The 11,749-nt window shown below is 71.7% G+C and carries 10 protein-coding genes; all 10 read right to left on the bottom strand.

Going from position 1 to position 11,749, the window contains the following annotated elements:
- Window positions 1–232 precede the first annotated feature (232 nt).
- Window positions 233–1,492: an MFS transporter gene (locus tag IE330_RS35425; protein ID WP_190140287.1), complete on the bottom strand. Its 1,260-nt coding sequence runs from the start codon at window positions 1,490–1,492 to the stop codon at window positions 233–235.
- A gap of 402 nt (window positions 1,493–1,894) precedes the next feature.
- On the bottom strand, window positions 1,895–2,230 hold the full coding sequence (locus IE330_RS35420; protein ID WP_003957010.1) for an RNA polymerase-binding protein RbpA: 336 nt from the start codon (window positions 2,228–2,230) through the stop codon (window positions 1,895–1,897).
- 248 nt (window positions 2,231–2,478) lie between these two features.
- Window positions 2,479–2,709 (bottom strand): preprotein translocase subunit SecG, encoded by a 231-nt coding sequence (gene secG / locus IE330_RS35415; protein WP_062713769.1) that lies wholly within the window; start codon window positions 2,707–2,709, stop codon window positions 2,479–2,481.
- Window positions 2,710–2,843: 134 nt separating this feature from the next.
- Window positions 2,844–3,620 carry a triose-phosphate isomerase gene (tpiA, locus tag IE330_RS35410; RefSeq protein WP_190140286.1) on the bottom strand — a complete coding sequence of 259 codons (777 nt, stop codon included), beginning with the start codon at window positions 3,618–3,620 and terminating at the stop codon, window positions 2,844–2,846.
- Window positions 3,621–3,625: 5 nt separating this feature from the next.
- Window positions 3,626–4,837, bottom strand: a complete 1,212-nt coding sequence (locus IE330_RS35405; protein ID WP_190140285.1) for a phosphoglycerate kinase — start codon at window positions 4,835–4,837, stop codon at window positions 3,626–3,628.
- Window positions 4,838–4,956: 119 nt separating this feature from the next.
- Window positions 4,957–5,964 carry a type I glyceraldehyde-3-phosphate dehydrogenase gene (gene gap, locus IE330_RS35400; RefSeq protein ID WP_190140284.1) on the bottom strand — a complete coding sequence of 336 codons (1,008 nt, stop codon included), beginning with the start codon at window positions 5,962–5,964 and terminating at the stop codon, window positions 4,957–4,959.
- A 361-nt stretch (window positions 5,965–6,325) separates the two neighbouring features.
- Window positions 6,326–7,315, bottom strand: a complete 990-nt coding sequence (whiA, locus tag IE330_RS35395; protein WP_190140283.1) for a DNA-binding protein WhiA — start codon at window positions 7,313–7,315, stop codon at window positions 6,326–6,328.
- Window positions 7,306–8,322 carry a gluconeogenesis factor YvcK family protein gene (locus IE330_RS35390; protein WP_190140282.1) on the bottom strand — a complete coding sequence of 339 codons (1,017 nt, stop codon included), beginning with the start codon at window positions 8,320–8,322 and terminating at the stop codon, window positions 7,306–7,308. The genes whiA and IE330_RS35390 overlap by 10 nt, the downstream gene beginning before the upstream one ends.
- Entirely contained in the window at window positions 8,319–9,254 is a 936-nt protein-coding gene (gene rapZ, locus IE330_RS35385) for an RNase adapter RapZ (RefSeq protein WP_190140281.1), read from the bottom strand. Before rapZ ends, IE330_RS35390 begins: the two co-directional genes overlap by 4 nt.
- The gene (gene uvrC, locus IE330_RS35380; protein WP_229926153.1) at window positions 9,251–11,620 is read right to left on the bottom strand and encodes an excinuclease ABC subunit UvrC; all 2,370 of its coding nucleotides are present in this window, start codon (window positions 11,618–11,620) and stop codon (window positions 9,251–9,253) included. The genes rapZ and uvrC overlap by 4 nt, the downstream gene beginning before the upstream one ends.
- Between the last annotated feature and the right edge of the window lie 129 nt (window positions 11,621–11,749).

Genomic DNA, 11,749 nt, shown 5'->3' with positions numbered 1-11,749 from the left:
AATCCAGATACAGATCCCCCACCTGAAGCGAGTACCGCCCGGCACGCCCCGGATCGGCGTCGAACAGCTCCCGCAGACGCACCTCCCCCAACCGCTCCTTGTGCTCGACCAGCGCCGTCCATGCGCTCGTCCGCGTCAGCCCGGTACGGTCATCTGCTGTCATCTGGACTTCAGCCTTCTCTCGTACAACGTGAGTACTGTGCGTACGCCCCGCTGTCCCCAACCTAATTGATCAGCGTGCCGTCCGAGGTGTCCGACCGCTGCCGGGCGGCTTGAGGACGGGCGTGAGCGCGGCGACGGAGAGCATGAAGAGGGCGGCCGCGAGGAGCATGGGGGTGTTCGGACCCCACAGCGCGGCCACGAGCCCGCCGAGTATCGCCCCGAGCGGGGCTCCCGCGACGGCCAGGGTGCGGAACGCCGCGCTGATCCGCCCAAGGACGGCGGCGGGCGCGCGCTGCTGCATCAGGGTGTGGGTACTGACGTTCCACACCATCCCCATGGCACCGAACAGGGTCATGCTCGCCGTCAAGGCCACGACGTCACGGAGCGTGCCCATGGCCACGAGTGCGGCGATCTGGGCCGTTCCGGCGACGAAGACGCTGCGGACGCGCCCGAGCCGCCGCGCCAGCCGCCCGGCGAGCACCCCGCCCACCAGGCTTCCGGCCGCATAGGCGGTTATGGCCGCCGCGTACCCACCGTCGCCCGCGTGGAGCCAGTCGGTGACCAGGACGACGAGGGTGGCCAGGAGGGCGCCTATACCGACGTTGCCCACCGCGGTCGCCGCGCACAGGGCGCGCAGCACCCGGTCCCGCCACAGCGCGCGCAGGCCGTGCGCGATGTCGGACCGCAGGGTGGCGCCGGCGGGTCTGGGCGGGTGCTCCGGCGGGGGCACCCGCAGGGAGGCCACGAGCGCGGCCGCCACCAGATAGGTCAGGGCGTCGGCCGCGTACGGCAGCCCCGGCCCCGCGGCGATCAGGAAGGGCACCGCGGGCGCGGCGAGGAGGCCGCCCGCGAGCTGCTGGCCGGTGAGCAGCCGGGCGTTCGCGCTGCCCAGGGCGTCCCGGTCCACCAGGGCGGGCAGCAGGGCCGTGGCCGCGTTGTCGAACAGGGTCTGGAGGGTGGTGAGCAGCAGCGCGAGCGCGATGAGCAGGCCGATGGACGCGTGCCCGAGCGCCACGGCGAGGGCGAACGCCCCGACGAGCACGCCGCGGGCCACGTCCACCCGCCACATGGCGCGCCGCTGGTCCACGCGGTCGGCGACGGCCCCGCCGAGCAGCCCGAAGACGAGCCACGGCAGATAGCCGCAGGCGGTCACGGAGGCTATGAGCAGCGGGTCGTCGGTGAGGGACGCGGCGAGCAGCGGCAGCGCCGCCTTGCGCAGCGAGTCGCCGAAGCTGGAGAGCACGGCGGCGCTCCACAGCCTGCCGAAACCCCCGCGCCAGGCGACGCTCCGCGCACCGTCGGCCTCGGTTTGGGCCGTCTTCGCAGGCATCGCAACTCCCCCCGTCGGTCGCGTGGTCCACGATCACCCCCCACGGTAGGGGGCACCACTGACAATCACCGGGGGACACACGCCCACCTGCGCGTTCCTTGATCCGCCCGGGGCGGCGGACCGGCACGGAAGCGGTCACGGCGAGGCAGCACAGAAGCAGCCACGGCGAGGCCTCGCGGGAGCGGTCACGGCGAGGCGGCACAGAAGCAGCCACGGCGAGGCCTCGCGGGAGCGGTCACGGCGAGGCGGCACGGAGGCAGCCACGGCGGACCGGCACGCAAGCAGCCACGGCGAGGCGTCGCGGAAGCAGCCACGGCGGACCGGCACGGAAGCAGCCATGGCGGGGCGGGCGCCGGAACAGGTCCGGCCGGACACCCTCGGTGTCCGGCCGGCTGTCAACTTCTAGATCTCGCCCCGCAGTTTGGCGAGCGCCTCGGCGAGGATTGCCTCGCCGTCCGCGTCGCTGCGCCGCTCCCGCACGTACGCGAGGTGGGTCTTGTACGGCTCGGTGCGCGGCGGGTCCGGTGGGTTGTCCCGGTCCTGACCTGCCGGAAAGCCGCAGCGGGGGCAGTCCCAGGTGTCGGGGACCTGCGCGTCGCTGGCGAAGCTCGGCTGCGTCTCGTGCCCGTTCGAGCACCAGAAGGAGATGCGCAGTCGTGGCGCGGACTCGCCGCGCTCGGCCTCGCCCATCGGCCCCGCCCCGACCCGACTGCCTCGGATCGCGTTGCCACTTGCCACGGTCGTAACTCCCTGCGTGATGGTGCTGCCTGTGTCGAACGGCGGCTGCGCCGCGGGGTCGACTGCCGGCGCTGCGGGCGCCTCAGTCTACGTAAGGCCCAACGCGCGTCCAGTGTTGGGAGTTACACCCCACCCCGACACGCAAGCCCCATGATAAGCCGCGCGCGCGGGCGCGTACGGAACATGGGGCTACGAGCGGGACTTCGGGGCGCGGCCGCCGGGGCGTGGCAAGCGGCTCGTCCCTGTTGTCAGTTGTTCACCTTCATCAGGATGCCGAGCACGACGATGCAGGCGAACCAGAGCAGACCGACCACGATGGTGATCCGGTCCAGGTTCCGCTCGGCGACCGAGGAGCCGCCGACGGACGACTGCATACCGCCACCGAACATGTCGGAGAGGCCGCCGCCCTTGCCCTTGTGCATCAGCACCAGCAGCATCATCAGCAGGCTGAAGACGATCAGGGCGATCGAGAACCCCATAACCACGGCTGGACCAACTTCCTCGGAATCTGAATCGACGACGGGGGCCGAAGCCTACTGCCGGCGGGCGTCCTCCGCCCGCTCCGCAAGCCCCGACCCCCGCAAGGGTACGTCGTAACGGCGTTAGCGCATACTCACTGCTCGACGAAGCGAACGATCTTGACGAACTCGTCCGTGTCCAGGCTCGCGCCGCCCACCAGGGCACCGTCGATGTCGGGCTTCGCCATGATCTCGGCGACGTTGCCGGACTTCACGGAGCCGCCGTACTGGATGCGGACCCGGTCGGCCAGCTCCGGCGAGTACAGCTCGGCGAGCTTGGCGCGGATCGCCGCGCAGACCTCCTGCGCGTCGTCGGCGCCGCAGACCTTGCCGGTGCCGATGGCCCAGACGGGCTCGTAGGCGATCACGACGGTCTCGGCCTGCTCGGCCGGGACGTCCTTGAGGCCGCCCTCGACCTGCGTGAGGGTGTGCGCGACGGCGTTGCCCGCCTCACGGACCTCCAGCTCCTCACCGACGCACAGGATCGGCGTGAGGCCGTGCTTGAAGGCCGCCTTCACCTTGGCGTTGCAGACCTCGTCGGTCTCCTGGTGGTACTGGCGGCGCTCGGAGTGGCCGACGGCCACGTAGGTGCACTTCAGCTTGGCGAGCATCGGGCCCGAGATCTCACCGGTGTACGCGCCGGAGTCGTGCGCCGAGATGTCCTGGGCGCCGTACTTGATCTTGAGCTTGTCGCCGTCGACCAGGGTCTGCACGGAGCGCAGGTCGGTGAACGGGGGCAGGACGGCGACCTCGACGGCCTCGTAGTCCTTGTCGGCGAGCGCGAACGCGAGCTTCTGGACGTGCGCGATGGCCTCGAGGTGGTTGAGGTTCATCTTCCAGTTGCCCGCCATCAGCGGCGTGCGCGTACTCATGTGGGTCAGTCCTCCAGTGCAGCGAGGCCGGGGAGCGTCTTGCCCTCGAGGTATTCGAGGGAGGCGCCGCCGCCGGTCGAAATGTGGCCGAATGCCTTCTCGTCGAAGCCCAGCAGGCGCACGGCGGCGGCCGAGTCCCCACCGCCGACGACGGTGAAGGCCGGGGAGTCGAGAAGCGCCTGGGCGACCGCCTTGGTGCCCTCGGCGTAGTCCGGGTGCTCGAAGACGCCCATCGGGCCGTTCCAGAAGACGGTGGCCGCGTCGGCGAGCTTCGAGGCGTAGAGCTTACGGGTCTCGGGGCCGATGTCGAGCCCCTCCTGGTCCGCCGGGATGGCGGTGGCGGCGACCGTGGTGGGGTGGGCGGGCGCCTTGGTCTTCAGGTCCGGGAACTCGGCGGAGACCAGCACGTCGACGGGGAACACGAACTCCACGCCGCGCTCCTCGGCGCGCTTCATGTACTCCTTGACCGCCGGGACCTGGTCCTCCTGGAGGAGGGAGATGCCGACCTCGTGGCCCTGGGCCTTGAGGAAGGTGTAGGCCATGCCGCCGCCGATGAGGATGCGGTCGGCCTTCTCCAGGAGGTGGTCGATGACGCCGAGCTTGTCGGAGACCTTGGCGCCGCCGAGCACGACCACGTACGGGCGCTCGACCTCGTCGGTGAGCTTCTTCAGGACGCCGACCTCGGTGGCGATCAGGTGGCCCGCGTAGTGCGGCAGCTTGCCCGGCAGGTCGTAGACGGAGGCGTGCTTGCGGTGCACGGCGCCGAAGCCGTCGCCCACGTAGACGTCGGCGAGCTCGGCGAGCCGGTCGGCGAAGGCGGCGCGCTCGGCGTCGTCCTTGGCCGTCTCACCGGCGTTGAAGCGGAGGTTCTCCACGACGGCGACCTGGCCGTCGGTCAGCTCGGCGACCGTGGCCCGGGCCGACTCGCCGACCGTGTCGGTGGCGAACCGGACGTCGGCGCCCAGGAGTTCACCGAGGCGGGTGGCGGCCGGGGCGAGCGAGAAGGCGGGGTCCGGGGTGCCCTTGGGGCGGCCCAGGTGCGAGGCGACGACCACGCGGGCGCCCGCGTCGGCGAGGGCCTTGACGGTGGGCAGGACCGCGCGGATGCGCCCGTCGTCGGTGATGGTGGTGCCGTCGAGCGGCACGTTCAGGTCGGCGCGGACGAAGACCCGCTTGCCCGCGACACCGCCGGCGAGAAGTTCGTCGATCGTCTTCATAGAGAAGGACTCCTTGAGGAGGGGCTCCGAAGAGGGCTTGACATGCTGCAGGGTCCGGACGTTAACGGTCCGGACCCTGCTGCTCACATCTGGGTGCCTGCTCTAAGCGCGCGGACGCCTCAGAGCTGGCCGCCGACGAAGACCGTGAGGTCGACGAGGCGGTTGGAGTAACCCCACTCGTTGTCGTACCAGCCGAGGATCTTCACCGACTTGCCCTCCTGGACCATGGTCAGGGAGGAGTCGAAGGTGCAGGACGCCGGGTCGCTGACGATGTCCGAGGACACGATCGGGTCCTCGGTGTAGTACAGGATGCCCTTGAGCTCGCCGTCCGCGGCCTTCTTGAACGCCGCGTTGACCTCGTCCTTGGTGACCTCGCGCTGGAGCTCGACGACCAGGTCGGTGGCGGAGCCCGTGGGGACCGGGACGCGCATGGCGATGCCGTCCAGCTTGCCCTTGAGCTGCGGCAGGACCAGGGCGGTGGCCTTGGCGGCGCCGGTGGTGGTCGGGATGATGTTCTCGGCGGCGGCGCGGGCGCGGCGCAGGTCCTTGTGCGGGAAGTCCAGGATGCGCTGGTCGTTCGTGTACGCGTGGACCGTGGTCATCAGGCCCTTGACGATGCCGAAGTTCTCGTCCAGGACCTTCGCCATCGGCGCCACGCAGTTGGTGGTGCAGGAGGCGTTGGAGATGACGTGGTGGTTGGCCGCGTCGTACTGGTCCTGGTTGACACCCATGACGATGGTGATGTCCTCGTCCTTGGCCGGAGCCGAGATGAGGACCTTCTTCGCGCCGCCGGCGAGGTGCTTGGCGGCGTCGTCACGCTTGGTGAAGATGCCGGTGGACTCGATCACGATGTCGACGCCCAGCTCGCCCCACGGGATGTCGGCGGGGTTGCGCTCGGACAGCACCTTGATGGTGTGGCCGTCGACGGTGATGGTGTCCTCGGTGTGGGACACCTCGGCCTTGAGGCGGCCCAGGATGGTGTCGTACTTCAGCAGGTGGGCGGTGGTCGCGGTGTCACCCAGGTCGTTGACAGCCACGATCTCGATGTCCGCACCCTGCTCAAGGAGCGCGCGGAAGTAGTTACGACCGATGCGGCCAAAGCCGTTGATGCCTACGCGGATCGTCACGAACCGATCTCCTCGTTGGTACGCCGGTCTGAGACGCCGGCGAGTTGTATGGGATGTCCCCGACCGCCTCCGACCCTACCTCTCCGAAGGCCCCGGAGTGACATCGAGCAGGCCCCCCGAAGGCAATACTGTCCGGTAGTGAGAAGCACCACGCTTCCCTGTGCGCTCACCCGTTTCACCGCCTGCACGGGTGAGCGCAAAATCGGCGTTTCGGGCGCCTCCGGGGCCGCGGAACGGGCTCCCGTCAGCGATGTTCGCGGAGCGTGTCCGCGGCGCCTTTTCGTGGGGTGTGTGCGCCGCGCGTGTCCGCGGAGTGCGGACGACACGGCCGTGGGTGCCGCGCGGGGGTGGCGCGCACCCCTCAGACCGCGAGGTTGTCCGCCATCTCCTCGGTGAGGTTGGACTCCGTGCCGGGGATGCCCAGGTCCTGGGCGCGCTTGTCGGCCATGGCGAGCAGGCGGCGGATGCGGCCGGCGACGGCGTCCTTGGTCAGCGGCGGGTCGGCGAGCGCGCCGAGCTCCTCCAGGGAGGCCTGCTTGTGCTCCATGCGCAGGCGGCCGGCGGCGGCGAGGTGCTCCGGGACCTCGTCCCCGAGGATCTCCAGGGCCCGCTGCACCCGGGCGCCCGCGGCGACGGCGGCGCGGGCCGAGCGGCGCAGGTTGGCGTCGTCGAAGTTGGCGAGGCGGTTGGCGGTGGCGCGCACCTCGCGCCGCATCCGCCGCTCCTCCCAGGCGAGCACGGACTCGTGGGCGCCGAGGCGGGTCAGCAGGGCACCGATCGCGTCACCGTCACGGACGACGACGCGGTCCACGCCGCGCACCTCGCGGGCCTTGGCGGCGATCTGGAGCCGGCGGGCGGCGCCGACCAGGGCGAGCGCGGCCTCCGGGCCCGGGCAGGTCACCTCCAGGGAGGACGAGCGGCCGGGCTCGGTGAGCGAGCCGTGGGCGAGGAAGGCGCCGCGCCAGGCGGCCTCGGCGTCGCAGGTGGCCCCCGAGACCACCTGCGGCGGCAGGCCGCGGATGGGACGGCCGCGGCCGTCCACCAGGCCGGTCTGGCGGGCGAGCTGGTCACCGCCCGCGACGACGCGCACCACGTACCGGGAGCCGCGGCGCAGTCCGCCGGGGGCCATCACGATCAGCTCGGAGCCGTGCCCGAAGATCTCCAGGATGTCCCGCTTGAGCCGGCGGGCCGCCATCGCCGTGTCCAGCTCCGCCTCGATCACGATGCGCCCGCTGACCAGGTGCAGTCCGCCCGCGAACCGAAGGATCGCCGAGACCTCCGCCTTTCTGCAGCAGGTCCGGGTGACGGGAAGCCGGGAGATCTCGTCCTTCACCGCTGCCGTCATCGCCATGGGCCGATCCTTCCATGCATCCGAAAAATACGGTCGTACGCGGCGGCCAGCAGCTCCGGGTCGTGCCGGGGGCTGCCGTCCTGGCGGGCCACCGGCGCCAGCTCCACCGTGGCACCGAGCCGCTTGGCGGCGTCGGTCAGGGACCCACGATCGGGCACGGCGGCCTCGTCGGCCAGCACCACGTCCAGGGCGAGTTTAGGGGCGTGTCGGGCCAAAACCTCCAAATGACGCTGCGGAGAGAAGCCTTCGGTTTCGCCGGGCTGTGGGGCCAGGTTGAGCGAAAGGACCCGGCGGGCCTTCGTCTCCGTGAGCGCGTCGAGCAGCTCGGGCACGAGCAGGTGCGGGATCACGGAGGAGAACCAGGAGCCGGGCCCGAGGACCACCCAGTCCGCGTCCAAGACGGCGGCGACGGCCTCCGGGACGGCGGGCGGGTCCTGCGGGACGAGGTGCACGGACTGCACCTCGCCCGGGGTGAGCGCGACGGTGGCCTGGCCGCGCACGGTGTCCACGTCCTCGGGGCGCTCCGGGTCGTGGCCCTTGACCAGGGCCTGGAGCTCCAGGGGCACGGCGGACATGGGCAGCACGCGCCCCTGCGCGCCGAGCAGCTTGCCGACCAGGTCCAGGGCCTGGACGTGGTCGCCGAGCTGCTCCCACAGGGCGACGATCAGGACGTTCCCGACCGCGTGCTCGTGCAGGTCGCCGCGGGACTGGAAGCGGTGCTGGATGACGCGGGCCCAGGTCTGGCCCCAGTCGTCGTCGCCGCACAGGGCGGCGAGCGCCTTGCGCAGGTCGCCGGGCGGCAGCACGCCCAGCTCCTGGCGCAGCCGGCCGCTGGAGCCGCCGTCGTCGGCGACGGTGACGACGGCGGTGAGGTCCCCGGTGATGCGGCGCAGGGCGGTGAGCGAGGCGGACAGGCCCATGCCGCCGCCGAGGGCGACGACCTTGGGCTGGGTGCCCCGCTTGCGGCCCAGGCGGTTCAGACGGAGTACCCGGCGGTTGGGCTTCATTCGCGCCCCATGTCCCGGTGGACGATGACCGTCTCGATGCCGGCGGACGACAGGCGCGCGGCGAGCTTCTCGGACGTGGCGACGGAGCGGTGCTTGCCACCCGTACAGCCCACGGCGATGGTCACGTACCGCTTGCCCTCGCGGCGATAGCCCGCGGCGATCAGCTGGAGCAGCTCGGTGTAGCGGTCGAGGAACTCCTTGGCGCCCGGCTGGTTGAAGACGTACGCCGACACCTCTTCGTTGAGCCCGGTGTAGGGGCGCAGCTCCGGGACCCAGTGCGGGTTGGGCAGGAAGCGCATGTCGACCACGAGGTCCGCGTCGACCGGCAGGCCGTACTTGAAGCCGAAGGACATGACCGTGGCCCGCAGCTCGGGCTCCTCGTCGCCCGCGAACTGGGCGTCCATCTTGGCACGCAGCTCGTGCACGTTCAGGCTGGAGGTGTCGATGACCAGGTCGGCGTCCCCGCGCAGCTCGCGCAGGAGCTCGCGCTCGGCGGCGATGCCGTCGACGATGCGGCCGTCGCCCTGGAGCGGGTGCGGGCGGCGGACGGACTCGAAGCGGCGCACCAGGGCGTCGTCGGAGGACTCCAGGAAGACGATGCGCCGGGTGACGTTCTTGGACTCCAGGTCCGCGAGGGACTCGCGGAGGTTGTCGAAGAAGCGGCGGCCGCGCACGTCGACGACGACCGCGATGCGGGCGACGTTGCCCTGTGAGCGGGCGCCCAGCTCGACCATGGTGGGGATGAGGGCGGGCGGGAGGTTGTCGACGACGAACCAGCCGAGGTCCTCCAGGCACTTGGCCGCCGTACTGCGTCCGGCGCCGGACATGCCGGAGATGATCACCAGCTCCGGGATGGCCGCTTCGGCGGCCTCACCCGCCTCGATGGTCGTGCCCGTACTCACCTGGGTGCCGCCTTCGTCGTGCTCGCTCATGTCTCCGTCCCCCGTCGTCGGTCCGATGCGCCCACGCGCGTGGGCGTCTCGCTGTCGCCGGGGTCCGCGGTCGGTGCGGTCCCCGTGCCGTTGACCGGGCCGCCCGCCGGGGCGGGTGTCCGGTCGTCGTCCGGGCCGCCCGTGGGCGCGGGCGTCCGGTCGCTGTCCGGGCCCGGGGCTCCCGCCGGGGCGGGGGCCGGGCCGTCAGCCGTGCCGTCCGACCGGCCCGGGCCGTCCACCGGGGCGGGTGCCCGGTCGTCGGCCGGGTCACCCGTCGGTACGGGCGGGCGGCCGTCGTCCGGGGCGCCCTCGCGTGCCGGGGTCCCGGCCGTGCCCGGGGTGTCCGCGGCCGCGGGCTCCCCGGTGGTGTCCTTCGGGTCCGAGTCTGCCGTGCCCGCGGGCTCCTCGTCCTCCATGATCTCTCCTGTGGCGGTGTTCACGGCGGGGGCCGCCGGGGCCGCCTGGGCGAAGGCCACGAGGACGGCCTCCGCCGTCTTGCGGCCGATGCCCGGAACCTCGCAGATCTGGTCGATGGTCGCGGCCCGGAGCCTCTTCACCGACCCGAAGTGCTTGATCAGTGTCTGCTTGCGCGCGTCGCCGAGGCCGGGCACGTCGTCCAGCGGGCTGGACCGGAAGCGCTTGGACCGCTTCGTGCGCTGGTAGGCGATCGCGAACCGGTGCGCCTCGTCCCGTACGCGCTGGAGGAGGTAGAGCCCCTCGCTGGTGCGCGGCAGGATCACCGGGTCGTCCTCGCCGGGCACCCAGACCTCCTCCAGGCGCTTGGCGAGGCCGCAGACGGCGATGTCGTCGATGCCGAGGTCGTCCAGGGCCCGCTGGGCGGCGGCGACCTGCGGCTGGCCGCCGTCCACGACGACGAGCTGCGGCGGGTACGCGAACTTCTTGGGGCGGCCGTCCTCCTCGGTGAGGCTCTCCTGGGCCTCCTCGGGGGACCACTCCCCGGTCTTCTCCTTCTCGGCCAGGTACCTCCGGAAGCGCCGCGTGATCACCTCGTGCATGGAGCGGACGTCGTCCTGCCCCTCGAAGCCCTTGATCTGGAAGCGGCGGTACTCGCTCTTGCGGGCGAGGCCGTCCTCGAAGACCACCATGGAGGCGACCACGTCGTCGCCCTGGAGGTGGGAGATGTCGTAGCACTCGATGCGCAGGGGCGCGCTGTCCAGCTCCAGGGCGGCGGCGATCTCCTCCAGGGCGCGGGAGCGGGTGGTGAGGTCGGAGGCGCGCTTGGTCTTGTGCAGCACGAGGGACTGCTGGGCGTTGCGCGCGACGGTCTCCATGAGGGCCTTCTTGTCGCCGCGCTGCGGGATGCGCAGCGACACGTTCGACCCGCGGCGCTGGGCGAGCCACTCCTGGACCGGCTCCACGGGGTCGGGCAGCGCCGGGACCAGCACCTCCTTGGGGACGGCGTCGCCTGTCTCCTCCCCGTAGAGCTGCTGGAGGGCGTGCTCGACGAGGTCGGCCGTGGTGACGGCCTCGACCTTGTCGGTGACCCAGCCGCGCTGGCCGCGCACGCGCCCGCCGCGCACGTGGAAGATCTGGACGGCGGCCTCCAGCTCGTCCTCGGCGACCGCGATCAGGTCGGCGTCGGTGGCGTCGGCGAGGACGACGGCGCTCTTCTCCATCGCCTTCCTGAGGGCCTCTATGTCGTCCCGGAGGCGGGCGGCCCGCTCGTACTCCATGTCCTCGGCGGCCTCGGTCATCCGGTGCTCCAGGCGCCGGATGTACGTGCCCGTGCGGCCCGCCATGAACTCGCAGAAGTCCTCCGCCAGTTCCCGGTGCTCCTCGGCGGAGACGCGGTCGACGCAGGGCGCGGAGCACTTGCCGATGTAGCCGAGCAGGCAGGGGCGGCCGGTGCGGGCGGCGTTCTTGAAGACGCCCGCCGAGCACGTGCGCACGGGGAAGACGCGCAGGAGCAGGTCGACGGTGTCGCGGATGGCCCAGGCGTGGCCGTAGGGGCCGAAGTAGCGCACGCCCTTCTTCTTCTGACCGCGCATCACCTGGACGCGCGGGAACTCCTCGTTCATCGTCACCGCGAGGTAGGGGTAGCTCTTGTCGTCGCGGTACTTGACGTTGAAGCGCGGGTCGTACTCCTTGATCCAGGTGTACTCGAGCTGGAGCGCGGCCGTCTCCGTGGCCACCACCGTCCACTCGACGGACGCGGCGGTCGTCACCATCGTGGCCGTGCGGGGGTGCAGGTTCGCCAGGTCCTGGAAGTAGCTGGCGAGGCGCTGGCGCAGGCTCTTGGCCTTCCCGACGTAGATCACACGGCGGTGCTCGTCACGGAACTTGTAGACCCCCGGCGAGTCGGGGATCTGTCCCGGCTTGGGGCGGTAGCTGGAAGGGTCGGCCATGTCGGACAGCCTACTGGCGGCCTCTGACATCCCCACGCCCCGACCAGGCCAGGTCCGGGCCGGCCGGCCGCGGGCGGCCCGGCCGGGCGGTCGCGCCGTGACCTGGGCGGCACCCGCCCGCCCGTCCCC

The organism is Streptomyces longispororuber, from assembly GCF_014656095.1.
Lineage (GTDB): Bacteria > Actinomycetota > Actinomycetes > Streptomycetales > Streptomycetaceae > Streptomyces > Streptomyces longispororuber.
The sequence above is the reverse complement of the archived record's forward strand: the minus strand, read 5'-3'. Positions and strand labels throughout refer to the sequence as shown.

Bases quoted from the DNA above. Each gene is read 5' to 3' on its own strand.
- IE330_RS35425 (WP_190140287.1), bottom strand. From the start codon at position 1,492: ATGCCTGCGAAGACGGCCCAAACCGAGGCCGACGGTGCGCGGAGCGTC.
- secG (WP_062713769.1), bottom strand. From the start codon at position 2,709: ATGGGGTTCTCGATCGCCCTGATCGTCTTCAGCCTGCTGATGATGCTG.
- tpiA (WP_190140286.1), bottom strand. From the start codon at position 3,620: ATGAGTACGCGCACGCCGCTGATGGCGGGCAACTGGAAGATGAACCTC.
- IE330_RS35405 (WP_190140285.1), bottom strand. From the start codon at position 4,837: ATGAAGACGATCGACGAACTTCTCGCCGGCGGTGTCGCGGGCAAGCGG.
- whiA (WP_190140283.1), bottom strand. From the start codon at position 7,315: ATGGCGATGACGGCAGCGGTGAAGGACGAGATCTCCCGGCTTCCCGTC.
- IE330_RS35390 (WP_190140282.1), bottom strand. From the start codon at position 8,322: ATGAAGCCCAACCGCCGGGTACTCCGTCTGAACCGCCTGGGCCGCAAG.
- rapZ (WP_190140281.1), bottom strand. From the start codon at position 9,254: ATGAGCGAGCACGACGAAGGCGGCACCCAGGTGAGTACGGGCACGACC.
- uvrC (WP_229926153.1), bottom strand. From the start codon at position 11,620: ATGGCCGACCCTTCCAGCTACCGCCCCAAGCCGGGACAGATCCCCGAC.